Source organism: Actinoplanes sp. CA-252034 (assembly GCF_050956125.1).
Lineage (GTDB): Bacteria > Actinomycetota > Actinomycetes > Mycobacteriales > Micromonosporaceae > Actinoplanes.
Genome location: NZ_CP191846.1, coordinates 8,464,426 through 8,488,414, shown reverse-complemented (window position 1 = coordinate 8,488,414; position 23,989 = coordinate 8,464,426). Strand labels below are relative to the sequence as shown.

Below are 23,989 nucleotides of genomic sequence, written 5' to 3'. Positions count from 1 at the left end.
GACCGGAGCCGGGCAGACCGGAGCCAGAACGGCCGGAAGCCACAGACCAGCTTCCTACTAAACCGGACTTGTCGGATTCCCCGCCGGTCGAGCCGGATCCGGCGTCGTCGGCTTCCACCGGGCCGGACCCGGCGCTGCCCGCTTCGATGGAGCGGGACCCGGCGGCCTCCGCTTCGGTCGAGCCGGATCCGGCGTCGTCGGCTTCGATGGAGCCGGACTCGGCGTCGTCGGCTTCGATCGCGTTGGGTGAGGTGACGCCTGCTCCGGTGAAGTCCGAGGCGGTGGCGTCCGTCCCGGGTGAGGGGAGGAGCGTGCTCGCCGCGGTGGCCAGGACGGAGACGCGGCGGACGCTGCTGGACCGGCTGCGACGGGTGCGGCCGCCCGGCACCCCGCGCCGCCCGCTCGTCGCCGCCTGGGTGCCCTACCTGATGGTGGCGCTGGTCGCGGCGGCCAGCCTGGCCGTGCTCGCGATCCGGCCGGCCGAGCCGCAGCACGGTGGCGACGCCGACTACGTGGTGATCGCGGCCGCGGCCGGGCTGCGCTGGGAGGACCTCGACCCGCAGCGGACCCCGGCGCTCTGGCGGGAGGCGTCGCAAGGCTCGCTGGGCTGGCTGTCGGTACGGTCGGCGCACTCGGTGACCTGCCCGTCCGACGGCTGGCTGACCCTGGGCGCCGGCAACTACGCGGCCTGGGACACCCGGGCCGTCACGGGCCGCTGCCCGGCAGTCGAGCCACGCCTGGACCGCCCGGACGGGATCGGCGCCAACGTGCCCGAGCAGCCCACGGTGGTCCGCACCAATCAGGACCGGCTGCCGTACGGCGCGACGCCCGGCGCCCTGGCCGAGTCGTTGCGCTGCACGGTCGCCGTCGGCCCGGGCGCGGCGATCGCGGCGGCCCGCCCGTTCGGACGCGTCGACCGCTACGTCCCGGAGCTTCCGGCCGACCCGGCCACCGTGCTCGGCGAGTGTGTCCTGAGCATCGTCGACCTCGGCACGATCGCCGGGGACGGGGTGGCGCGCCGGGCGGCGGTGGAGGCCGCCGACCGTACCCTCGCCCGGGTCCTCGCCGCCCGCCCCCCGCGCTCGCTGATGCTGATCGCCGGGCTCGCCGACACCGAGGCCGCCTCCCGCCTGCACGTGGCGATCGCCGAGGGGCCCGGGTGGGAGGGCGGCTGGCTCACCTCGGCGGGCACCGGCCGGGAAGGCTACCTGCAGCTCGTCGACCTGGCCCCGACCGTGCTGGCCGCGCTCGGCGAGCCGGTCCCGCAGAAGCTGTTCGCCGGGTACCCCGCGTCGATCGCGCCGGGCCGCACCGCCGACCCGGCGCAGGCCATGCAGGGACCGCAGGACGCCGACCGCCGGGCCATCGCCCAGCGGGGGGTCGCCGAGATCTTCTTCACGGTGCTGGCGATCCTGCAGGCGGTCCTGTTCGTGGCGGTGATCCCGGTGCTGGTCCGGGCCCGCCGGCACGCCGGTCCGCTGGGCCCGCCGCTGCCGCCGCGCCGCCTGGTCGACCTGGCCGAGGCGGCGCTGCTGGCCGGTGGGCTGGCGATCCCGGCCGCACTGCTGGCCGACGTGGTCCCGTGGTGGAGCAGCGCCCACCCGGCGTGGATGTTCGGGTCGGCGACGGCCGCGCTGATGATCCTGGGCACCCTGCTGATCCGGCTCGCGCCGCGCTATCCGCGGACGCTGTGGCCGATGGCCGCGGCCGCCGCGATCGGCGTGCTGGTGGTGGCGGTGGATCTGGCGACCGGGGCGCGGCTGCAGCTCAACGGGGTGGCCGGTTACTCGGCGGTGCACGGCGTCCGCTACGCCGGGCTCGGCGGCGTCGGCCTGGGCGTGTTCGTGGCCGGGCTGTTCCTGCTGGCCGGTTCGCTGGCGCAGTGGGTGACCCGGCGCTGGCGGCCGCTGGTGATGGTGACCTTCGGCGGGCTCGGCGTGGTGATGGTCGGCAGCGGGCACCTGGGCTCGGACCCGGTCGGCGCGATCGCGGTCACCGCCGGCGCGTGCGTGGCGGCGGCGATCAGCACCGGTGGCTGGCTGACGTTCCCGCGGTTCGCGTGGGCGGCGCTGACCGGGGTGGTGGTGACGATCACGTTCGCGGTCCTCGATCTGCGCCGGGCGCCGCTGGAACAGGGCACGCTGGGCAGGTTCCTGACCTCGCTGGGCGACGGCACGGCCGGTCCGGCGATGCAGCGGGCCGCCGCCGCGAACGGGCAGGCGCTGGTGGACAGCCCACTCACCCTGCTGGCCCTGCTGGGCGCGGCGATGCTGGCGTTCTGCCAGTTCTCCCCGTGGGGCGGGCTGAACCGCGTCTATGGCCTGCATCCGGCGGTCCGGGCGGGTGTGGCCGGGACCGCGGTGGCGACAGTGGTCGCCGGGGTGCTGGGTGGCACGGCTCTCGGGTCGGCCGGCGCAGCCGCGGCGGCGGCGGTGCCGGTGGCGGTCCTGACGGCGCTGCGGGTGCTGCTGCACGCCGCGGACCGGACGCCTCCGCCGGGCGAGACGGACGGTCCGGGCGGGCCGTTACTGCGTAAATCCGACGAAGGTCCGGTAACCGTGTCATGACACGCACGCCCACCAGCCCGAACGTGGAGGTCCTGGCAAACAGTGTTACGGTGAACTCCCGTGGATGGGGTCCTGCCCCGGCCGCAAGAACCGATGAAACGGCGACCACGGGAGCGGGCCTTGGCCTCAACAGTGCGCGACACGCGGCACATCTTCGTCACCGGGGGCGTCGCCTCCTCGCTGGGTAAGGGCCTCACCGCCTCCAGTCTCGGCAATCTGCTCACCGCTCGCGGCCTCCGCGTCGTGATGCAGAAGCTCGACCCGTATCTGAACGTCGACCCGGGGACGATGAACCCGTTCCAGCACGGTGAGGTCTTCGTCACCGAGGACGGGGCGGAGACCGACCTCGACGTCGGGCACTACGAGCGCTTCCTCGACCGTGACCTGTCCGGCAAGGCGAACGTGACGACCGGCCAGGTCTACTCGGCGGTCATCGCCCGGGAGCGGCGCGGTGAGTACCTGGGTGACACCGTGCAGGTCATCCCGCACATCACCAACGAGATCAAGTCGCGGATCTTCGCGATGGCCGACCCGGACGAGAACGGCAACGTCCCGGACGTGGTGATCACCGAGGTCGGCGGCACGGTCGGCGACATGGAGTCGCTGCCGTTCCTGGAGGCGATCCGTCAGGTCCGCCACGAGGTCGGCCGCGATCACGTCTTCTACCTGCACGTGTCGCTGGTGCCCTACCTGGCGCCGTCCGGTGAGCTGAAGACCAAGCCCACCCAGCACTCGGTGGCCGCGCTGCGCAACATCGGTATCCAGCCGGACGCCCTGATCTGCCGCAGTGACCGGGAGATCCCGGAGAAGATGAAGCACAAGCTGGCGCTCTACTGCGACGTCGACGTCGAGGCCGTCATCGCCTGCCCGGACGCGCCGAGCATCTACGACATCCCGAAGGTGCTGCACGACGAGGGCCTCGACGCCTACGTGGTGCGCCGTCTCGGGCTGTCCTTCCGTGACGTCAACTGGAAGACCTGGAACGATCTGCTGGAGCGGGTGCACCACCCGAAGCGGACGATCACGATCGCGCTGGTCGGCAAGTACGTGGACCTGCCCGACGCGTACCTGTCGGTGAGCGAGGCGATCCGGGCCGCCGGGTTCGGCAACACCGTGAAGATCAAGCTCCGGTGGGTGCCGAGCGACGACTGCGTGACCCCGGCGGGCGCCGCGGCCGCGCTGAAGGGCGTCGACGGCATCGTCATACCGGGTGGCTTCGGCGTCCGCGGCATCGAGGGCAAGGTCAACACTTCGCGGTACGCCCGGGAGAACAGGATCCCGATCCTGGGCCTGTGTCTCGGTCTGCAGTGCATGACCATCGACGCCGCCCGCAACCTGGCCGGGCTGGCCGGCGCGAACTCGGTCGAGTTCGACGAGAAGGCCACCTATCCGGTGATCTCGACGATGGCCGACCAGGAGGACATCGTGGCGGGCAAGGGCGACCTGGGCGGCACCATGCGGCTCGGCGCCTACCCGGCGAAACTCAGGGAGGGCTCGATCGTCGCCGAGGTGTACGGCGCGACGGCGATCTCCGAGCGTCACCGGCACCGCTACGAGGTGAACAACGACTTCCGTGACAAGCTGTCGCAGTCCGGCCTGGTGTTCTCCGGTACCTCCCCGGACGGGCGGCTGGTCGAGTTCATCGAGCTGGACCGGGAGGTCCACCCGTACTTCGTGGCCACCCAGGCGCACCCGGAGCTGAAGAGCCGCCCGACCCGGCCGCACCCGCTCTTCGACGGCCTCGTCAAGGCGGCGATCACCTATGCGTCGGCGGACGAGCTGCCGGTCGAGATCGATGTGACCGAGGCCTCCTGACATGGGTTTCGCCCACCAGACGGTGTCCCGGGCCGAGCGTTACCACGGTGCGATCTTCTCGGTTTACACCGACGAGGTGACCATGTCCGACGGCAGCACCGCGGCGCGCGACGTGGTGGAGAACCGCGGCGCCGTCGTCGTGGTCGCCCTGGACGAGCAGGACCGGGTGGTGCTGATCAAGCAATACCGGCACCCGGTCGGCCGGCACCTGTGGGAGCTGCCGGCCGGGCTGCGCGACGTGGCCGGCGAGGACGAGGCGCTCACCGCGGCCCGCGAGCTCGCCGAGGAGGTCGATCTCACGGCGGGCCGGATGGAGCCGCTGATCGACCTGCACACCTCACCCGGCTTCGCCGACGAGACGGTCCGGGTGTTCCTCGCCCGCGACCTGGCCGAGGTGGCCGACGCGGACCGGCACGAGCGGACCGCCGAGGAGGCCGACCTGGAGGTGCGCCGCGTCGACCTGGACGAGTGCGTCGCCATGGTCTTCCGTGGTGAGATCACCAACGCCGCCGCGGTCGCCGGTGTCCTGGCGGCGGCGCGTGCCCGGGACACCGGCTGGACCATCCTCCCGGCCGTGTGACCGTCACGCCGCGGCGTTCTCGATGAGCGTCGCGGCGTACTCCGCGCCGCTGCCGTCACGGAGCTCCCGGCTGATGGCGGCGCTCGCCCGGCGCACCTCCGGGTCGTTGATCAGATCCTCGAACGTCTCCCGCAGCTGCTCGGCGCTGACCGTGGTGTCGATCCGACGGGCCACGCCCAGCTCGACCAGGCGGTCAGCGTTGCCGAACTGGTCCACCGCCTGCGGCGCGACCAGCATCGGGGTGCCGCAGTAGAGGCCCTCGACGCTGCCTCCCATGCCGGCGTGGGTGAGGAAGGCCGAGGCCTGGCGCAGGACCTCCAGCTGTGGCACCCAGGAGTGCACCTCGATGTTGCCGGGCAGCTCGCCGAGCACGGCCGGGTCGACGTGCCGGCCGATCTGCAGCACGACGTGCCAGCCGGGAAGGTCGCCGAACGCCTCGACGCAGCGCCGGTAGAACTCGGGATGCTCGGTGAACGCCGAGCCCAGGGAGACGAGCAGCACGTCACGCGCGTCGGCGGGCCGGACCCAGGTGCCCTGGTCGGTGCGGTCGCCGAAGATCGGGCCGGCGAAGGAGTAGACCTTCTCGTCGACCCGGTCGGCGTGCGGCTGCATGGCCCGGGGGATCAGCACCAGGGACCGCTCCGGCCGGCCCTGGAAGGCCATGCTGTCGGTGACGCTGGACCCGTTGTCGGTCAGCCACTGCTCGAACCGGTGGTAATAGGCGGCCCCACGCGGGTCGGCCCGCATCGCCTCGACCATCGGGGCCATCTCCTGCTCGTAGCCCTCCCACGCGACGAAGGTGGGGGAGAGCTGCATCGAGGGGATGCCCCACTGCTCGGCGAGCAGCCGGGCCGGGGCGCCCGCGATGTCGTAGAGGAACAGGTCGGGGCGATCGTCCTGATAGGCCTCCCGCAGCTGCGGCAGCATCGCGATCGCGTCGTCGAGGAAGAGGGTGAGCTGGTCGATCGCGTCACCGTCGGACCCGTCGTTGCCGTCGACGAGGGTGGATCGGTAGGGCCGGAACTCGGCGCCCGCCGCCTCGACGATCTCCGCGTACGACGGGTCGTTGGCATAGGTGACCCGATGCCCGCGGGCGACGAGCTCGCGGATGACCTCGATGCTCGGGTTGACATGGCCGGGGAACGGGATGCTGACCATGGCGATATGCGGCACGGTGACCTCCAGGTCGCTCAACAGGTCGTTCAACAAGACGAGACGTAGCGTCTCGTTTCCGGGAGTGCTTGTCAAGACGAGACGTTGCGTCTCGTTGTGGTGTAGTGTCGCGCCATGCCCGACGCTTCACGACGTAGCGAACGCTCCCGATCCGCGATCCTGCGGGCCGCCATGGGCCTTCTCCAGGAGAAGGGCTATGCCGACCTGACCGTCGAGGGCATCGCCGCTCGCGCCGGCGTCGGCAAGCAGACCATCTACCGCTGGTGGGGCGGTCGTGGTCCGGTCGTCCTCGACGCCCTTGTCGAGCACAGTGGTTCCGCCGGGCCACCCGCGCTCCCCGACACCGGCGATCTCGAGGCCGACCTGCGGCCCGTCATCCGGGCGATCGTCGCCGAGCTCGCCGACCACCGGCTGTCGGCCACCACCCGCGCCCTCACCATCGAGACGCTGTCCAGCGACGACTTCGCCGACCGCATGCGTGACCGGCTGCTGCGACCACAACTCGACACCGTCAAGGACCGGCTGCGATCCGCCCGCACCGCCGGCCAGGTGCGCGCCGAGGTCGACCTCGACCAGGCCGTCGAGCTGCTGATCGGGCCGATGTATCACCGCTGGATGATGCGCACCGGGCCACTCACCGAGGAGTATGCGGATGGGATCGTCGATCTCGCGATGGCGGCGCTGCGACCCGCCGCACCCGCCGACATCAGATGACGGCCGGCGGTGGCCGCGCTCCTCGACCGTTGCCCGGCCTGCCCCACCGGACCCGGCCGATCCGCTCCCGGCGCCTCTCTGACAGCTTCAAATGATCTTATGTACGACGATGAGACATCCACGGGGAACAATCAGAAAAATCCTGCCACCACCCGGACTGCCGCGCACCCTCGCGGTCCAGTCCCTCGTCTACGCCATCGGCAACGGCGCCTTTCTCACCGGCAGCGTCGTCTTCTTCAGCCTCTATGTCGGACTGACACCGGTGCAGATCGGCATCGGGCTCTCCGCCGCCGGGTTCGTCGGCCTCATCGGATCCATGCCGTTCGGGCACCTCGCCGACCGGATCGGCGGGCAGCGGGCCTGGGTGATCGGGGCGACAGCCGAGGCGGCGGCGTTCGCGGCCTATCCACTGGCCGACGGATTCACGCTGTTCCTGCTGGTGATCTGCGCGCAGACGGCAGCCGAGGCGTTCGCCAACGCGGGCCGGGTCGTCTACACGGCGGCCGCCGTGCCCCGCGAGGGACGGGTCCGGGTGATGGCGTTCACACGTGCCTACCTCAACGTCGGCTTCACCATCGGCTCCGGCCTCGGCGCCGCCGCGCTCGCCCTCGACAGCCGGCCGGGTCTGCTCATCCTGGTGTTCGCGGCGGCCGGGGGCATCGCGATCAACGCGATCTTCGTCGCCCGGATGCCGGCCGTCGACCGGCCCGTCCACGACGAGGGGCCCCGGCCCAGCCCCTGGGGAGTGCTGCGCGACCATCCGTACACTGCGTCGGCCGTGCTGATCGGTGTCCTCTGGTTGCACAGCACCGTCTGGGCCGAGGTCCTGCCGCTGTGGGCGATCACCATGACCGACGCGCCGAAACCGGTGCTCGGGGCGCTCGTCGCGCTCAACACCGTGATGGCGGTGCTGCTGCAGGTGCGGGCCGCTCGTGGCGCCGACACCCTGCACGGCGCGACCCGTCTGCTGCGCTGGTCGGCGATCGCCGCCGCTGTCGCCTGCCCGGTCGTGGCGCTCAGCGGGCAGACCCACGGATGGGTGACCGTCGCGGTGCTGGCCGCCGCGGTCGCCATGCTCACCGGCACCGAGCTGTGGCTGTCCTCGGCGCAGTGGTATCTCAACACCGAGGTGCCGCCGGCCGGCCAGCGCGGCGCCTACACCGGTCTCGGCAAGTCGGTCGGCGGCCTCGGCAAGATGATCGGGCCGGCCGGGTTCACCATCCTCGCCATCCAGACCGGCGGCTGGGGCTGGTGGGTCATCGCCGGGGTCTTCGTGCTGTGCGGGGTGGCCTGTGGGCCGGTGATCCGCTGGATCGAGCGGACACCCCGCAACGTGGCACTACCCGTCTGACCCACGGCCGCGACCACATTGAAGACCGGCCCGCGGTCGCAACCGGCCCGCTGGATCGCCTCGACCCACCCACCGGCGGCCTCGACCGGGCCGCCGGGGTCTCCCCGGGCGGGCTGGCGGTCTCCACCGGTCGGCCGGAGGTCTCAACCGGCCTGCCGGATCGCCTCGACCAGGTGCTCCGGCGGTGGCATCGCGGCGATCTCGGCGCTCACCTCGACCGCCGCCGACGCCACGACGGGATCGGTGACCAGCCGGGTCAGCAGCGTCGGGGTGATGTCCCGCTCGTCGACGGCCAGCCCCGCGCCGCGGGCCGCGACCAGCTCCGCGTTGTGCCGGCGGTCCCCGGCGCCCCGCACGATCAGTTGTGGGGCGCCGGCCTGCAGGGCGCTGAGCGTGGTCCCGGCGCCACCGTGATGGACGATCGCCGCGCCGGCGGCGAGCGCCGCCGGGATCGGTGCCTCATCGGTGGCCCGCACGTGTGGCGGCAGCCGGCGGACATTCGGCCGGATCAGCACGATGTCGGCGTCGACGTGCTCGGCGGCCGCGGCGACCCGGGACATCATCCGGTCCGGGCCGGGCGCCGGGACCGTGCTGCGGCTGACGAGGATGCGCGGGCGGCGTGGTGGTTCGGCCAGCCAGTCCGGCAGCCGGCGATCACCCGCGTACGGCACGAACCGCATCGGCAGATGGGTGCCGCGCCGGGCGACGCTGGCCGGAGCGATCCGGATCACCGCGGCCGGTGCGGCCATCTGCGGACGGCCCCGCATCCGGGTGGCGGCGAGCAGCGCCGGCCCGTCGAACAGGGAGGTCTCCTGCAGGATGCCCGGCACACCCAGCCGGGCGGCGACCACGGCGCCGGCAGCGGCCAGCGGTTCGTAGACGATCCGGTCCGGCCGCCACTGCCGGGCCGTCCGCTCGAACCGGTCGAGCATCCGGTCGTTGATCGCCCCGAACAGGTGGCCCACGACCCGCGGCCTCGCAGTCCCGGCGAGCTCGTGGCGGATCAGCAGCGGATGCCGCAGCATGGTCCACGCCGCCACCGGCGCGAACCGGAACCCCGGAGCGACGTCGCGCACCTCGAAACCGGTGACCCGCAGTCCGTCGCCCGCGGTCGCGAACAGCACCTCGTGGCCCGCCTCGCGCAGCGCCCGGGCCAGCGGGACCATCGGGAAGACGTGCCCGATCAGTGGCGCCGCGACCACGAGAACACGCATCAACACACTCTAGGCGGGTACGTCACGCGCATGACCGTGCCGAAGCTGCGGGCCCTCGTGCTCGACACCACCGACGCCCGCCGTCTCGCCGAGTTCTACCGGCAGCTGCTCGACCTGGACTATCGGGAGGGCGACGAGCCACCTCCGGCGGGTTCGGACGATCCGCGCGGCCGCGAGTGGTTGCAGCTGCGGTCGCGCGACGGCGATCTCCATCTGTCCTTCCAGCAGACCACGGGCGTACGCCCGACGAGCTGGCCGAGCGACGAGATCCCCCAGCAGATGCACCTGGACACGTCGGTGAGCTCACTCGACGAGCTGAACCGGCAGCACGACCGGATCCTGGCCCTCGGCGCCACCCTGCGCTTCGACCGCTCCGACGATCCGGAGGAGCCACTGCGCGCCTACGCCGACCCCGACGGCCACATCGTCTGCGTCTTCGTCGGCTGACCGGCCGCTCTTGACCTCAACCTTGATGCAGGTTGCAGTGTGACCCGATGACCTTCACCGCAGCGGAGTTGGAGTACCTGGCCGGGCAGCACCTCGGGCGGCTGGCCACCGTGCAGCCCGACGGGACACTTCAGGTGAGTCCGGTCGGGTTCGCCTGGAACCCGGAGACCGCGACGATCGACATCCGTGGCTTCACCATGGCGGCCAGCCGCAAGTTCCGGAACGTGGCCGCCAACGGCCGGGTCGCCTTCGTCGTCGACGACCTGCCGTCCACCGACCCGTGGCGGGTCCGCTGCCTGGAGATCCGAGGCCATGGCGAGGCCGTCGACGGCCCGGAGGCGATCATCCGGATCCACCCGCGGCGCGTGATCTCCTTCGGGATCGAGGAGACCGACACCGAGCCGCACCGTCTCACCGTCAGCAAACGCGACGTCAGCGTTTGACGGCCACCCCGGGATGCCGCGGGCCGTGTGCGCCTTCGCGCCGCGGACGGCCTGCTCGTTGTGGGCGGTCACGGCCGGGATGGCCAGGGCGCTGCCGGCGGCGAGGTGCTCCCGGAGGGCAGCGATGATCCGGTACGCCTCGACCTCGTCGATGGTGAACCGCAGGATCGCCACCAGACTGATCGCAATCGGACGGCCGCAGTCGAGTGCGGCGACCTCCGGGGAGGCCGGCGAGGCGTCGGTGTCACGCGGGTCGGCGTCCGGATGGGTGGCCGAGCCGGCACGGGACGAGGCGAGCAGGGCGCGGGCGTGCACTCGGACGATCGGGTCGTCGCCGACGTAGACCATCCGTGACGCCGGGTCCACGCCCTGCACCACCTCGTGCAGGTCAGGTGAGGTATGCAGCCCGGTCCCGATGTCCAGGAGCCGGCGAATGCCCAGCTCAGCGGCGAGGAGGCGCCCATCGAGATCGGCAGGCTGGGGATTGCTCGACGATCTCCGCGGCGGCCTTGCGGCCGGCGTCGGTTCCTTCGGACTGAACGCCCGGGCGGGAACGGTCAGCGGAGCTCGACGTCGACCCCGGAGTCGGCCAGGTAGCCGAGCAGGTCGTCCATCGTCACGGCCGGTGTCCACCAGCGCCGGTCGTAGCCGGGCACCAGATGCGTACGGGCGACCTCGGAGTCGTGCCAGATCAGCGAGAACCCGGGCGCCGCGCCCCAGCCGCCGTTGGCGCAGTCGTGCAGGGCGCCCAGGTTCCACCCGAAGTAGCCGCCCGGGCCGTTGATCGCCTCACCGATGGCGCAGAAGAACCCCTCGACGTCGGTGATGTGGCGGCCGGCCAGGTGATAGCGGGTGCCGGCCGGCCGGTCCGGGCGCTGCTCGTGGTGCGCGAGAGCCACCCCGGCCCACTCGTGGCGCAGGTCGGCGTCGTACTCGGCCCATTCACCGTGCACGTCCGGGCGGCCGGCTCGCCAGCGCTGCCAGACGGTGCGTGCCCCGGCCGGGCGGGGACCGCCGATCGCGTCGCCGTAGGTGGGCTGCAGTGTGACGTCGACCAGGCCGTCTCCGAGGCGCGACGGCCGGACCTCCGCGACCTCGGCCCCCAGGCCGGCGCCGACCATGCCGACAGCCGTGCCGTCCCGGTCGACGCTGAAGATCGAACCCTGGATCCAGCGCCGTCGCGGGGCCGCGCCGCGGCTCAGCGCGTCGAGGGCGCGCTGCAGCGGAGGCTCGGGGCGGCAGCCGATCAGGGTGGCCCCGCGCGGCGCCGGCGTGGGGCGGGGCCGGAACACGCCGGAGACCTCCCGGCACAGCCCGAAGTCCTCCTCGCCGGTGCCGGTGACCCCGACCAGCAGATATCCGTCGGCGTCCGGGGCCTTGTCGGCGCCGCGGGCGAACCGGGCCAGCTCCTCGACGCGCAGCCGGCCCTCCAGCGTCACGTCGAGCAGCCCGCGGTCGAGGGCGGACGGGCGCGCGTCGAGGACCGTGATGTCGAGCAGTTCCTCGGCGCAGTGCCAGCAGTGCGCGGGGTGCTTGGACTGCGGCGGGTGGATGGCGTCGAGGCCGACGTTGCCCAGCCAGTCCGGGCCGGCGCCGTCACATGCCGCGGCCAGCCGTCCGGCCGGCTCGCAGCCGAGTAGCCGGTACTGCTCCACCGGCGGCTCGGGGACCTCGGCGAACAGACCGTCGATGTCGGAGCAGGCGGCGATCACGAGTTCACCGTCGTCGGTGTTCTGGTCCACCAGAAGCCAGGGAAAGCCGCTCATCGGGTGGAACCGTACAGCCCGGACCGCCGACCGGGGGATACCGGTGCACGAATCCGGATGGATCAGCAGCTCAGGGGTAATCTCCGGCAGATGAGGGTCGGTATTCCCACCGAGGTCAAGAACAACGAGTTCCGGGTGGCCATCACCCCGGCGGGCGTCTACGAGCTCGTCCGTAACGGTCACGAGGTGGCCGTCCAGTCCGGAGCCGGGGCGGGCTCCTCGATCAGCGACGCCGACTTCCGGGCGGCCGGCGCGGTGATCCTGCCGGACGCCGACGAGACGTGGGGCTTCGGCGACCTGATCCTCAAGGTCAAGGAGCCGGTGCCGGAGGAGTACCACCGGATGCGCCCGGAGCAGGTGCTCTTCACCTACCTGCACCTGGCGGCGTCGAAGGAGTGCACGGACGCGCTGGTGGAGCGCCGGGTGACCGGGGTGGCGTACGAGACGGTCGAGCTGCCGGACCGCTCGCTGCCGCTGCTCGCCCCGATGTCCGAGGTGGCCGGCCGGCTCGCTCCGCAGGTCGGCGCCTACCACCTGATGCGGCAGGGCGGTGGGCGCGGCGTGCTGATGGGCGGTGTGCCCGGGGTGTATGCGGCGAAGGCCGTCGTGATCGGGGCGGGCGTGTCCGGGCTGAACGCCGCCGCGATCGCCCTCGGCATGCAGGCCGAGGTGCTGCTGCTGGACAAGAACGTGGCCCGGCTGCGGGCGGTGGACGCCGACTACCGCGGGCACATCCAGACCATCGCGTCGAACGCGTACGAGATCGAGAAGGCCGTCCTCGACGCGGACCTGGTGGTGGGTGCGGTGCTGGTGCCGGGCGCGAAGGCGCCGAAGTTGATCTCCAACGAGCTGGTGTCGCGGATGAAGCCGGGCAGTGTGCTGGTGGACATCTCGATCGACCAGGGCGGCTGCTTCGAGGACTCGCGGCCGACCACCCACGACGACCCGACCTACCGGGTGCACGAGTCGATGTTCTACTGCGTCGCCAACATGCCCGGGGCGGTGCCGCACACCAGCACCTACGCGCTCACGAACGTCACTCTGCCGTACGCTCTGGAGTTGGCGAACCGCGGCTGGCGCGGCGCCCTGCGCGCCGATCCCGCGCTCGCCGCGGGCCTCAACACCTTCGACGGCAACGTGGTCTACGGGCCGGTCGCGGAGGCGCACGGGATGCCCTCGATACCCCTGACGGAGGTGCTCCGCTGACTCTCGACCGGGCGATCAGGAGCTATCTGGACCACCTGACCGTGGAGCGCGGGCTGTCGCGCAACACGCTCGCGTCCTACCGGCGGGACCTGGAGCGCTACGCCGAAGGGCTGACCGCGGAGGGTGTCGAGGATCTCGCCGGTGTGCGGCCGGCGCACGTCGCCGGTCATCTGGCCCGGCTGCGCGAGGAGGGCCTGGCGTCGGCGTCGGCGGCGCGGGCCATCTCCGCGGTCCGCGGGCTGCACCGGTTCGCGGTCCGCGAGCGGCTGGCGGCCCACGACCCCGCCGCGGAGGTACGGCCACCCGCCCCGCCGAAACGCCTGCCCAAGGCCCTGGACGTGGACCAGATCGGCCGGCTGCTCGCGGTCCCGGACCCGGACTCGCCTCTCGGCCTGCGTGACCGGGCGCTGCTGGAGTTCCTCTACGGCACCGGGGCGCGGATCTCCGAGGCGGTCGGCGCCGACATCGACGACCTGGAGCTGGAGACCGATCCCGCGGTCATCCTGCGGGGCAAGGGCGGGCGCACGCGGCTGGTCCCGGTCGGCGGTTACGCGCGGGCTTCGTTGCAGGCCTATCTGGTACGGGCGAGACCCTCGCTGGCCGAGTCGGGCCGGGGCACGCCCGCGGTGTTCCTGAACGCTCGCGGGGGCCGGCTGTCGAGGCAGAGCGCGTGGACGGTCCTGCACCGCTGCGCCCTCGCGGTGGGCCTGCCGGTGGACGGGCCGTACGCGGTGAGCCCGCACACGTTGCGTCACTCCTACGCGACGCATCTGCTCGACGGCGGGGCCGACGTCCGGGTGGTGCAGGAACTGCTGGGACACGCCTCGGTCACCACGACGCAGGTGTATACCCTGGTGACCGTCGAACGCCTCCGGGAGGTGTACGCGACCGCACACCCGCGGGCTCGTTAGAGGCTATGGATGCGTAGGCGCGACACGCCGAACGGCTGAACCCTTTCGAGGAGGGGCGGGTGGCGTACAGTCGGGCATCGGCTCCGGCTGCGAGTCGAAGGGGGGCGAGGAACATGTCAGGTAACGGCCAGCGCGCAGAGGCCTGGACCTCGGCTCTCCGTGAGCAACAGAACTCGCTGGACCTGGGCGCCGATCTGGGCCCCGCCGACCCCACCGCCTACACCATGCGCCGGCCCATCCCCGAGCCGATGCCGAAGGACCGGCACGGCCCGGCCCGCATCATCGCCCTGGCGAACCAGAAGGGTGGTGTCGGAAAGACGACGACCACCATCAACCTGGGCGCGGCGCTGGCGGAGTATGGGCGCAAGGTCCTCCTCGTCGACTTCGACCCGCAGGGCGCCTGCTCGGTGGGCCTCGGAGTCAACCCGCACAATCTCGACCTGAGCGTCTACAACCTGCTCATGCAGGACGACGTCGCCACCGAGGACGTCATCATCAAGTCCGACGTGGCCGGTCTGCACCTGCTGCCTGCCAACATCGACCTGTCGGCCGCCGAGATCCAGCTGGTCAACGAGGTCGCGCGCGAGATGGCGCTGGCCCGGGCGCTGCGCTCGGTGCGTAAGGAGTACGACTTCATCCTGATCGACTGCCAGCCCTCGCTGGGCCTGCTGGCGATCAACGCGCTGACCATCGCGCACGGCGTGCTCATCCCCCTGGAGTGTGAGTTCTTCTCCCTCCGCGGGGTGGCGCTGCTCCTCGACACCATCGACAAGGTGCGCGAGCGGCTCAACTTCGATCTGGAGCTCGAGGGCATCCTCGCCACGATGTACGACTCCCGGACCACGCATTGCCGCCAGGTGCTGCAGCGTGTGGTCGAGGCGTTCGGCGACAAGGTGTACCAGACGGTCATCACGAAGACGGTGAAGTTCCCCGAGTCGACCGTGGCGGGAGCCCCGATCACTACGCTGGACCCTGCGTCGTCCGGCGCGCGCAACTACCGTCAACTCGCTCGCGAGGTCATCGCCGCCCAGGCAGATCGAGGCTAGGTCCCGCACCGTGCTCTTCGCTCTCGGCGAACCGGTGGCGTTCGTCGCCCTGGTCGTCGCCTTCCTGATCGGCCTGGCGCTGCGTGCCGTCGCCATGAGGTTCACGGCCCGTGTCGTCGGGCTCGGTGACGGCCGCCCACCGGCGCGTTTCAGCCTCCGGCGCGACATCGACCCGTTCGGCGCGGTGTCGGCCGCGATCGGCGGCATGGGCTGGGGCCGGCAGTTGACGGTCGACGAGGTGCCCAACTGGCGTGGCCGGGGCCGGGCCGCCGCGGTCTTCGCCGCCGGGCCGGTCGCCTGCATCCTCGCCGGTGAGCTGATCATCGCCGGGTTCGCGCTGTTCTACCCCTCCGCGGCGCTGGCCCTGATGCCGGGCGAGATCCTGCGCGGTTTCCAGCCGGTGCCGATGGCCGGCCAGGTGGTGCTGTCGCTGGGCGTCGGGTTGCTCACGCTCGGCCTGCTGGCGCTCATCCCGATCCCGCCGCTGGACGGCTTCGGCATCCTGTGGTTCGCGTTGCGTAAACCGGGCCCGAGCATGGCCTGGCTGCGGCTGTGGTTCGAGGACAAGAACATCGGCGCGCTGGTCCTGCTGGTGTGCGCGTTCTTCCCCACCGGCTATCCGATCCTGCTGAGGATCATCGACGTCCTGGGCGTCCTCTTCCTGCGAATCTGGGCCTGAACCGGCGCCGTAGCCGCGGTTTCCGTGCCTCACGGCGGGTCGCCCTGCTGTTTTTCTCGGCCACCGCGGTTAAAGTTTGAGCGATGTCGATGTCACTGGCTGTCGCTGTGCTGCTGCTCGGCGTGGCCGACTCGATGGTCGGCTCCTATTTCGTCCTGTTCGTGACCGAGGACGCCGGTCTCACCCCACTGGAGACCGGCGTCTTCGTGTCCGTGCACGGCGCAGCCGGCATCATGATCGCGTGGCTCGCCGGACACGGGTTCGACCGGCAGCCCTCCCGCTGGTACGCGGCCGTCTCGATGCTGTGTGGCGGCGCCGCCCTGTGGCTGATGCCGGCGATCCGGTCGTACCCGCTGTTCATCCTGCTCGCCGTCACCCTGCTCGGCGCGCTTGCCGCGGCCTTCCCTCAGCTCTTCGCCCTGGGCCGGCACCTCCCGGGCGCCGGCTCGACGGCCGGCCGATCGGTGACCCTGCTGCGTTCGGTGTGGTCGCTGGCCTGGGCGGCCGGCCCGCTGATCGGCGCCGCGGTCCGGGCCGTGGCCGGCTTTCCCGCCATCCTGCGTTCGGCCGCCGTGGTCCTCGTCGTGGCCGCCGTCTGGGTGCTGACCGCCGTGCCCCGTCCCGGCCCGCCCCACCCGCAGCCGCCCCCGGACGACCGGACCGGCTCGCGCCAGCCGAGGAGCACCACCATCCTGCCGACCGTGGGCATCACCCTCTTCTTCACCGCGATGTTCGCCGCATCGGTGGTCATGCCGCTCTTCGTCACCGGCGAACTGGCCCAGGACGACTCGGCCGTGGGCGTCCTGTTCAGCGTCTGCGCCGCCGTCGAGGTCCTGGCCGCCCTGCTGCTCGCCGCGATGCCCGCCCACATCAGCCAGCGCCTGATCATCCTCACCGGGATGGGCGGTTTCGTGTTCTTCTTCGCCCTCACCGTCCTCGCCGACGACCTGATCCTGCTGGCGGCCGGCCAGGTGGTCCGCGGCATCGCGATAGCGGTCGTCGGTGCCGCCGGCATCCGCTGGTTCCAGGACGCGATGGCCCCCGCCACCGGCCGGGCCACCACCCTGTTCGCCAACGCCACCACCGCCGGCATGGTCCTGGCCGGCATCGTCGGCGGAGGCGCGGTGTCGCTGCTCGGCTACACCGGGACCCTCCTGCTGTGCGGCGCCGTCACGGTGGTCGCCACCATCGCCTTCGCCGTCGGCACCTCGGCCCACCACGGCCGCCCGCCCCCGGTCCCGGCCTGCCGCCCGCTTCCGCCGCCACGCGGCCCCGCCGGAAGCGAGACCCACTCCCGGGCCGATCGAGGTTGACGGCATGTCGGGCGGCTCTCCGGCGGCGGGAAGCCCACTGACGGGCCCCGCTGGCCTCCATGGCTGCGGTCGGCGACGTGGTGACCACGGCCGCCCCGGTGCTCCAGCGTGCCCTCTCGCACGCCGGAGCAGACCGTGCGGTCAGGCGGCGGTGGCCAGGGCGGTCCGGCGGAGGGCGGCGTCGGCGGTGGCGTCGTCGGGCTGCTGCTGGGCGGCCAGCTCGGCGATCACCCGGGACTCGTAGGCTTCCGCCTCCCGGGTGGTGTCGGCAGCGGACCAGCCCAGGACCGGGGCGATCAGGGCGGCCGCCGCGCGGGCCGCGGCGACCCCGCGGTCGGGGGTCTCGAAAGCGATTCTGGTACGCCGGGACAGCACGTCGTCGAGGTGCCGGGCGCCCTCGTGGCTGGCCGCGTACAGGATCTCGGCGCGCAGGTGCCCGGGGGCGCCGTCCAGGGGCAGGCCGAGGGACGGGTCGGCCTCGATCAGCGACAGCACCTCGTCGACCAGCGTGCCGTACCGGCGCAGCAGGTGCTCGACGGCCGTGACGGTCAGACCGGACTCGCGGGCCAGGGCGGCGCGGCGGTTCCAGGCGGCGCGGTAGCCGTCGGCGCCGAGCAGCGGGACCTGGTCGGTGCAGGACACCGGCACGCGGGCGGACAGTTCGCGGACGGCCGCGTCGACGGCGTCCTTGGCCATCACCCGGTACGTCGTGTACTTGCCCCCGGCCACCACGATCATGCCGGGGACCGGGTTGCCGACGGCGTGCTCGCGGGACAGCTTCGCGGTGCTGGCCGCCTCGGCCGACAGCAGCGGGCGCAGTCCGGCGTAGACACCCTGCACGTCGTCGCGGGTCAGCGGCACGGCCAGAGCCTTGTTGACCTCGTCGAGCAGGTAGTCGACATCCTTGCCGGACGCGGCCGGATCGGATTTGTCGAGGTCCCACGCCGTGTCGGTGGTTCCGATGATCCAGTGCTGGTCCCAGGGGATCACGAACAGGACGCTGGTGGCCGTACGCAGGATCATGCCCGTGCGGCCGGCGATCCGGTCCCGCGGCACGACCAGGTGGATCCCCTTGCTCGCGGTGATCTTGAATTCGCCGCGCTCGCCGGTCAGCAGGGCCTGGCTGTCGCCGGTCCACACCCCCGTCGCGTTGATCACCGTGCGGGCGCGGATCTCGAGCTCGGCGCCGGTCTCCAGGTCGCGGGCGGTGACGCCGACGACCCGGCGGCCCTCGCGCAGGAACCCGATGACCTCGGTCCGGGAGGCGACGTGCGCGCCGTTCGCGACCGCGGTGCGGACCAGGAACATGGTGTGCCGGGCGTCGTCGACCTGCGCGTCGTAGTAGCGGATCGCGCCGACCAGGCTCTCCGGGCGCAGCGACGGGAACGCCTTGAGCGCCTCGACCCGGCTCAGGTGCCGGTGTACGGGCACGCCCGCACCCCCGCCGGAGAGGGCGAGGATGTCGTAGAGGGCCACGCCCGCGCCGACGTACAGGCGCTCCCACGCGCGCTTCTGCAACGGGTAGAGGAACGGCACGGGCCGGACCAGGTGCGGCGCCAGTCTCTGGATCAGCAGCCCACGTTCGCGCAGCGCCTCCCGGACCAGGCTGAAGTCGAGCATCTCCAGGTAGCGCAGGCCGCCGTGGATGAGCTTGCTGGACCGGCTGGAGGTGCCGCTGGCGAAGTCGCGTGCTTCGAGCAGACCGACGGAGAGGCCGCGGGTGGCGGCGTCGAGGGCCGACCCCGCGCCGACCACGCCGGCGCCCACGACGAGCACGTCCAGCTCGGGGCCGGACGACATGGCTTCGAGGGCCCTGGTGCGGGCCTGGGGCGAGATCACTCCGGTTTTCATACTGGTCCTTCCGGAAAAAAGGTCAGCCGACGCTGACCCAGTCGAGGGTGCGGTCGATGGCCGCTCGCCAGCGGGTGATGCCTTCGGTGCGCCGGGCCGCCGACCAGGACGGCTGCCAGCGCCGGTCCTCGTGCCGGTTGGCGCGCAGGTCGTCCAGGGAGTCCCAGAAGCCGACCGCCAGCCCGGCCGCGTAGGCGGCGCCGAGCGCGGTGGTCTCGGCGACGGCCGGCCGGCTGACCGGCACGCCGAGGATGTCGGCCTGCAGCTGCATGCAGAGCGCGTTGGCGGTGACACCCCCGTCGACCTGGAGGCAGTCAAGGGCGGTCCCGGAGTCCTGGGCCATCGCCTCGACGACGTCGCGGGTCTGGTGGCAGATGGCTTCGAGGGCGGCCCGGGTGATGTGGGCGGCGGTGTGGAAGCGGGAGAGGCCGACGATGGCGGCGCGGGCGTCCGGCCGCCAGTAGGGGGCGAACAGTCCGGAGAACGCCGGTACGAAGCAGACGCCGGCGCTGTCGTCGACCTGCCCGGCCAGGGTCTCGCTGTCCTCGGCGGTCTCCAGGACGCCGAGCTGGTCGCGCAGCCACTGGATGGCGGCGCCGCACGCGGCGATCGAGCCCTCCAGTGCGAAGACCGGCTTCTCGTCACCGAAGCGGTAGCCGACCGTGGTGATCAGGCCGTGGCTGGAGCGGACGGGGGTGGTGCCGGTGTTCATGAGCAGGAACCCGCCGGTGCCGTAGGTGCATTTGGCCTCGCCCGGGTCGAAGCAGGTCTGCCCGAACAGTGCGGCCTGCTGGTCGCCGATGGCGGCGGCGATCGGCACTCCGGGCAGCACCGCCTCGGCGGTCCCGTAGACCTCCGCCGACGACCGGATCTCCGGCAGCATCGCCCGTGGGATCGCGAACAGCTCCAGCAGCTCCGGATCCCAGTCCAGAGATTCGAGGCTCATGAGCATGGTGCGGCTGGCGTTGGTGACGTCGGTGATGTGCAGGCCACCGGTGAGGTTCCAGATCAGCCAGCTGTCCATCGTCCCGAACAGCACCTCACCACGCTCGGCACGGCCCCTCAGACCGGGGATCTCGGCGAGCAGCCACTGGACCTTGGTGGCTGAGAAGTAGGTGGCCGGCGGCAGACCGGTCCGGCTGCTCACGAGCTCGGCGTCGAGCGTCGGGATCAGATAGTCGGTACGGGTGTCCTGCCACACGATCGCCGGAGCCACGGGCGCCCCGGTGACCCGGTCCCACAGCACCACGGTCTCACGCTGGTTCGTGATGCCGACGGCGGCCAGGTCGGCCGGGGTGAGCCCGGTGTCGGCGAGCGTCACCGCGATGGTCTTGAGGGTGTTCTCCCAGATCTCCGCGGGTTCGTGCTCCACCCAGCCCGACCGCGGCTGGATCTGCCGGTGTTCCAGCTGGTGGCGGCCGATCTCGCGACCGGCCCGGTCGAAGATCATGAACCGCGTGCTGGTGGTGCCCTGATCGATCGCGCCGACGTACCGCGCCACTGGACCTCCCTGTCGAATCCCGTCCGAGCCACACCGGCTGTCGGGGCGACGGTATGGAGCGATCGGGAGTGCCACAACGAGGTGCGTGCGACAATGTCGCACGTGCCCGGTCTGATCCAGTCGATCGAGCGGTCGTCGGCCGTGTTGCGCCTGCTCGCGGCCGGGCCCGGCCGGCTACGCGTCAAGGAGATCGCGGACGCGCTCGACCTGCCCAAATCCACCGCGCACAGCATCCTGCGGACCCTGGAGCACGTCGGCTTCGTGGAACAGGACGCCCGGACCGCCCGCTACCGGCTCGGCCGCGGCCTGCTCGACCTCGGCTCGGCCGGCATCGACGCCAACGAGCTGCGCGGGCGGGCGCTCAACTGGGCCGACGCACTGGCCTCGCGCAGCGGCGAGGAGGTACGACTGGGAGTGCTCGACGACGCCAGGGTCCTCGTGGTGCACCACGTCTTCCGGCCGGACGACTCGGCACAGTCGCTGGACACCGGGGTCCGGCTCCCACCGCACGCCACGGCGCTCGGCAAGGTGCTGCTCGCCTACTCGGCGGCCGCTGAGGCCTCGGCGGTGGCGGGTGGGCTCGACCCGTACACCCGAAGAACCGTGACCGACCGCCACGATCTCGCCCGGACGCTGGCCGAGACCCGCGCCCGCGGCTGGGGTCTGTCGGTGGAGGAGTGGCGGCCCGGACTGGCCGGGATCGCCGCGCCGGTCCGCACGTCCGGCGGTCTCGTGGTCGGCGCGGTCGGGATCGCCGGGCCGGTGGAACGGCTCACCGACACCCGGCGGCAGGCGCGCCCGGCACTGGTCGAGCACGTCGTGGCGGCCGCCCGGTCGATCTCCCGAGACGTGAGCGGGACGTGAGCGCGTCATGAGCTACGTGCTGGCGGTGGATCAGGGGACGACGTCGACGCGGTGCATCCTTTTCGACCGGCGGGCGACCGTGGTGTCGGCGGTGCGGGCCGAGCATCCGCAGTCCTATCCGCGGCCGGGCTGGGTGGAGCACGACGCGGCCCGGATCTGGCGCGACCTGCAACGGCTGATCAGGAAGGCGCTGGCCGACGTCGATCCGTCGGAGGTGGCGGCGATCGGGATCGCGAACCAGCGTGAGACCGTGGTGCTGTGGGACCGGGTCACCGGGGCGCCCGTGGCTCCGGCGATCGTGTGGCAGGACACCCGTACCGACTATCTGATCCCGACGCTCGACGCCGAGCTCGTGAGCAGCCGGACCGGTCTGCCGCCGGCCACCTACTTCTCAGCCACCAAGGTCCAGTGGCTGCTCGCCGAGATCCCCGGTCTGAGGGGCCGTGCCGAGCGTGGTGAGGTGCTGTTCGGGACGATGGACAGCTGGCTGATCTGGAACCTCACCGGTGGCCTGCACATCACCGACGTCACCAACGCCAGCCGCACCATGCTCATGAGCCTCGAATCTCTGGACTGGGATCCGGAGCTGCTGGAGCTGTTCGCGATCCCACGGGCGATGCTGCCGGAGATCCGGTCGTCGGCGGAGGTCTACGGGACCGCCGAGGCGGTGCTGCCCGGAGTGCCGATCGCCGCCGCCATCGGCGACCAGCAGGCCGCACTGTTCGGGCAGACCTGCTTCGACCCGGGCGAGGCCAAGTGCACCTACGGCACCGGCGGGTTCCTGCTCATGAACACCGGCACCACCCCCGTCCGCTCCAGCCACGGCCTGATCACCACGGTCGGCTACCGGATCGGTGACGAGAAGCCGGTCTTCGCACTGGAGGGCTCCATCGCGATCGCCGGGTCGCTGGTGCAGTGGATGCGCGACGGCCTCGGGCTCATCGGCACCGCCTCCGAGATCGAGACGCTGGCCGGCACGGTGGCCGACAACGGCGGCTGCTACATCGTGCCGGCCTTCTCCGGTCTGTACGCGCCGTACTGGCACAGCGAGGCCCGCGGCGTGATCGTCGGGCTCACCTCGTACATCACGAAGGGTCACCTGGCCCGGGCCGTGCTGGAGGCGACCGGCTGGCAGACCCGCGACGTCGTCGACGCCATGAACGCCGACTCCGGGCTCGCGCTGACCACCCTCAACGTGGACGGCGGGATGACCGCCGACAACCTGCTGATGCAGATCGTCGCCGACTTCCTGCAGGTGCCGGTGGTCCGCCCGATGGTCGCCGAGACGGTGTCGCTGGGCGCCGCCTACGCGGCGGGGCTGGCCGTCGGCTACTGGTCGGACCTGCGGGACCTGCGCGCCAACCGGCACTCCGCCGGCCGGTGGCGGCCCACACTGGACTCCGGCCGGCGTGAGCGCGAGTACGCCCGCTGGCGCCGCGCGATCGACTGCGCCGTTCTGTTCAGCCGCGAGGACTGACCGTGCCGGGCCGCCGTCCACAGCGGCGGCGCGACGACGTGTGTCACCGGGAGTCGCAATTGCGTGCGACTCCCGGCTTTCCCGATGTGTAGAAGGCTGAGCATGATCAGCCAGAAAACGGAATGGTGAACATCTCACTTCGGTCTCACGAACCCAAGATTTCGCGGGGATGTCTATAGTCGCGTGCACACGCGCGCGCCGGCTGGGCCCGCGTGAGGTACATCTGCGAAAGGAGGCCGACGTGGCGAAGACCAAGGAAAAGGCCAAGAAGGCGGAAAAGGTCGAGGCTGCGCCGGTTGAGCCGGTGAAGGCCGAGAAGGTCAAGAAGGCCAAGAAGGTCGTCGAGGCGCCGGCGGTCGTCGAGGCCCCCGCCAAGGCCGAGAAGGTCAAGAAGGCCAAGAAGGCTGTCGTGGCCGAGCCCGTCGTCGAGGCGCCGGTGGCTGTCGAGGCCCCCGCCAAGGCCGAGAAGAAGTCCAAGAAGGACAAGAAGAAGTGATCTGCCGGGCCGCCGCGCGTTTCGGCTCGGCGGCCCGTTTCACGACGCGTTCGTGAACAGTTCGCTGGTCATGTTGTAGTACTTGTCGGTCTGGCCCAGGTGACGCATTCCGAGTCGCCGGCACACCGCTTGTGAGGCCGTGTTCTCCGGCCATGTCACGGCGAGCACCGGATCGATTCCGGAACGGGCCGCGTAGGCCATCACCGCGTTGGCCGCCTCCGTGGCGTACCCCTTGCCCCAGGCGTTGGGATGCAGATGCCAGCCGATCTCGGACTCGTCGCAGGGTTGCAGCGTCTCGCCCGAGGCGAGGAGCGGGACCAGCAGCGCGGTCCCCAGCAGGTGACCGGTCGCGCGGTCCTGGATCGCCCAGATCGTGTGCACGTCGTCCTGCCGCGATCGCCAGCGGGCGAGCGTCGCAACCGCGTCGTCGTGCCCGGCGAGCACCCGTGGCGCCGAGCCGAGGAACCGTGCCACCTCCCATCGCGAGTACATGTCGAGAAGGAAGTCGACGTCCTTCTCCTCCCACTCGCGAAGAAGCAGCCGGGGTGAGATCAGTGACCGCATCGCCGCAGCGT

21 protein-coding genes and 1 pseudogene are annotated in these 23,989 nt (G+C 71.8%); 15 read left to right on the top strand and 7 right to left on the bottom strand.

The window, feature by feature from the left end:
- Positions 1 to 68: 68 nt before the first annotated feature.
- The 3 genes from ACQPZW_RS38440 (at position 69) to ACQPZW_RS38430 (ending at position 4,962) form a co-directional block, all read left to right on the top strand.
- Positions 69 to 2,567, top strand: a complete 2,499-nt coding sequence (locus tag ACQPZW_RS38440) for a hypothetical protein (protein ID WP_433790933.1) — start codon at positions 69 to 71, stop codon at positions 2,565 to 2,567.
- A 93-nt stretch (positions 2,568 to 2,660) separates the two neighbouring features.
- Positions 2,661 to 4,382, top strand: coding sequence for a CTP synthase (locus ACQPZW_RS38435; protein ID WP_433790932.1), 1,722 nt, complete (start codon positions 2,661 to 2,663; stop codon positions 4,380 to 4,382).
- Position 4,383: 1 nt separating this feature from the next.
- The gene (locus ACQPZW_RS38430) at positions 4,384 to 4,962 is read left to right on the top strand and encodes an NUDIX domain-containing protein (RefSeq protein WP_433790931.1); all 579 of its coding nucleotides are present in this window, start codon (positions 4,384 to 4,386) and stop codon (positions 4,960 to 4,962) included.
- 3 nt (positions 4,963 to 4,965) lie between these two features.
- Here the strand turns inward: ACQPZW_RS38430 and ACQPZW_RS38425 are convergent, their stop codons facing one another.
- Complete coding sequence (locus tag ACQPZW_RS38425) at positions 4,966 to 6,210, bottom strand: macrolide family glycosyltransferase (protein ID WP_433790930.1); 1,245 nt, start codon at positions 6,208 to 6,210, stop codon at positions 4,966 to 4,968.
- A 39-nt stretch (positions 6,211 to 6,249) separates the two neighbouring features.
- Between ACQPZW_RS38425 and ACQPZW_RS38420 the strand changes: the two genes are divergently transcribed.
- Positions 6,250 to 6,849, top strand: a complete 600-nt coding sequence (locus ACQPZW_RS38420) for a TetR/AcrR family transcriptional regulator (RefSeq protein ID WP_433790929.1) — start codon at positions 6,250 to 6,252, stop codon at positions 6,847 to 6,849.
- A 109-nt stretch (positions 6,850 to 6,958) separates the two neighbouring features.
- Positions 6,959 to 8,200: an MFS transporter gene (locus ACQPZW_RS38415; protein ID WP_433790928.1), complete on the top strand. Its 1,242-nt coding sequence runs from the start codon at positions 6,959 to 6,961 to the stop codon at positions 8,198 to 8,200.
- A 143-nt stretch (positions 8,201 to 8,343) separates the two neighbouring features.
- Here the strand turns inward: ACQPZW_RS38415 and ACQPZW_RS38410 are convergent, their stop codons facing one another.
- A complete protein-coding gene (locus ACQPZW_RS38410; protein WP_433790927.1) occupies positions 8,344 to 9,414 on the bottom strand; it encodes a nucleotide disphospho-sugar-binding domain-containing protein in 1,071 nt (356 codons plus the stop codon).
- Between the two features lie 30 nt (positions 9,415 to 9,444).
- Here ACQPZW_RS38410 and ACQPZW_RS38405 point away from each other — a divergent pair, with 30 nt between their 5' ends.
- Entirely contained in the window at positions 9,445 to 9,861 is a 417-nt protein-coding gene (locus ACQPZW_RS38405) for a VOC family protein (protein WP_433790926.1), read from the top strand.
- Positions 9,862 to 9,908: 47 nt separating this feature from the next.
- Entirely contained in the window at positions 9,909 to 10,304 is a 396-nt protein-coding gene (locus tag ACQPZW_RS38400) for a PPOX class F420-dependent oxidoreductase (protein ID WP_433790925.1), read from the top strand.
- A 93-nt stretch (positions 10,305 to 10,397) separates the two neighbouring features.
- Here ACQPZW_RS38400 and ACQPZW_RS38395 read toward each other — a convergent pair.
- Positions 10,398 to 10,937 (bottom strand): annotated as a pseudogene (locus ACQPZW_RS38395) (SAM-dependent methyltransferase); the annotation flags it as partial.
- Positions 10,862 to 12,070 carry a barstar family protein gene (locus tag ACQPZW_RS38390; RefSeq protein WP_433790924.1) on the bottom strand — a complete coding sequence of 403 codons (1,209 nt, stop codon included), beginning with the start codon at positions 12,068 to 12,070 and terminating at the stop codon, positions 10,862 to 10,864. The pseudogene ACQPZW_RS38395 and the gene ACQPZW_RS38390, both read right to left, overlap by 76 nt.
- A 90-nt stretch (positions 12,071 to 12,160) precedes the next feature.
- Between ACQPZW_RS38390 and ald the strand changes: the two genes are divergently transcribed.
- The 5 genes from ald to ACQPZW_RS38365 all read left to right on the top strand — a co-directional run bounded on the left by ald (position 12,161) and on the right by ACQPZW_RS38365 (position 17,225).
- On the top strand, positions 12,161 to 13,276 hold the full coding sequence (ald, locus tag ACQPZW_RS38385) for an alanine dehydrogenase (protein ID WP_433790923.1): 1,116 nt from the start codon (positions 12,161 to 12,163) through the stop codon (positions 13,274 to 13,276).
- Positions 13,273 to 14,187 (top strand): site-specific tyrosine recombinase XerD, encoded by a 915-nt coding sequence (locus ACQPZW_RS38380; RefSeq protein WP_433797738.1) that lies wholly within the window; start codon positions 13,273 to 13,275, stop codon positions 14,185 to 14,187. The genes ald and ACQPZW_RS38380 overlap by 4 nt, the downstream gene beginning before the upstream one ends.
- A 113-nt stretch (positions 14,188 to 14,300) precedes the next feature.
- Positions 14,301 to 15,233 (top strand): ParA family protein, encoded by a 933-nt coding sequence (locus ACQPZW_RS38375; protein WP_109602751.1) that lies wholly within the window; start codon positions 14,301 to 14,303, stop codon positions 15,231 to 15,233.
- A 10-nt stretch (positions 15,234 to 15,243) separates the two neighbouring features.
- Positions 15,244 to 15,912 carry a hypothetical protein gene (locus ACQPZW_RS38370; protein ID WP_433790922.1) on the top strand — a complete coding sequence of 223 codons (669 nt, stop codon included), beginning with the start codon at positions 15,244 to 15,246 and terminating at the stop codon, positions 15,910 to 15,912.
- Between the two features lie 83 nt (positions 15,913 to 15,995).
- On the top strand, positions 15,996 to 17,225 hold the full coding sequence (locus ACQPZW_RS38365; RefSeq protein WP_433790921.1) for an MFS transporter: 1,230 nt from the start codon (positions 15,996 to 15,998) through the stop codon (positions 17,223 to 17,225).
- Between the two features lie 141 nt (positions 17,226 to 17,366).
- Here ACQPZW_RS38365 and ACQPZW_RS38360 read toward each other — a convergent pair whose 3' ends face one another.
- Both ACQPZW_RS38360 and glpK (ACQPZW_RS38355) read right to left on the bottom strand, forming a co-directional pair.
- The gene (locus ACQPZW_RS38360) at positions 17,367 to 19,076 is read right to left on the bottom strand and encodes a glycerol-3-phosphate dehydrogenase/oxidase (protein ID WP_433790920.1); all 1,710 of its coding nucleotides are present in this window, start codon (positions 19,074 to 19,076) and stop codon (positions 17,367 to 17,369) included.
- Positions 19,077 to 19,098: 22 nt separating this feature from the next.
- Positions 19,099 to 20,577, bottom strand: coding sequence for a glycerol kinase GlpK (gene glpK / locus ACQPZW_RS38355; RefSeq protein WP_433790919.1), 1,479 nt, complete (start codon positions 20,575 to 20,577; stop codon positions 19,099 to 19,101).
- Between the two features lie 102 nt (positions 20,578 to 20,679).
- Here glpK (ACQPZW_RS38355) and ACQPZW_RS38350 point away from each other — a divergent pair, with 102 nt between their 5' ends.
- From ACQPZW_RS38350 to ACQPZW_RS38340, 3 genes are all read left to right on the top strand, one after another.
- Positions 20,680 to 21,441: an IclR family transcriptional regulator gene (locus tag ACQPZW_RS38350; protein ID WP_433790918.1), complete on the top strand. Its 762-nt coding sequence runs from the start codon at positions 20,680 to 20,682 to the stop codon at positions 21,439 to 21,441.
- A 7-nt stretch (positions 21,442 to 21,448) separates the two neighbouring features.
- Complete coding sequence (gene glpK / locus ACQPZW_RS38345; protein ID WP_433790917.1) at positions 21,449 to 22,918, top strand: glycerol kinase GlpK; 1,470 nt, start codon at positions 21,449 to 21,451, stop codon at positions 22,916 to 22,918.
- A gap of 241 nt (positions 22,919 to 23,159) precedes the next feature.
- Positions 23,160 to 23,414 (top strand): hypothetical protein, encoded by a 255-nt coding sequence (locus ACQPZW_RS38340; protein ID WP_433790915.1) that lies wholly within the window; start codon positions 23,160 to 23,162, stop codon positions 23,412 to 23,414.
- A gap of 39 nt (positions 23,415 to 23,453) precedes the next feature.
- On the opposite strand, the gene ACQPZW_RS38335 is transcribed toward ACQPZW_RS38340, so the two are convergent.
- The gene (locus ACQPZW_RS38335; protein ID WP_433790914.1) at positions 23,454 to 23,978 is read right to left on the bottom strand and encodes a GNAT family N-acetyltransferase; all 525 of its coding nucleotides are present in this window, start codon (positions 23,976 to 23,978) and stop codon (positions 23,454 to 23,456) included.
- Positions 23,979 to 23,989: the final 11 nt, after the last annotated feature.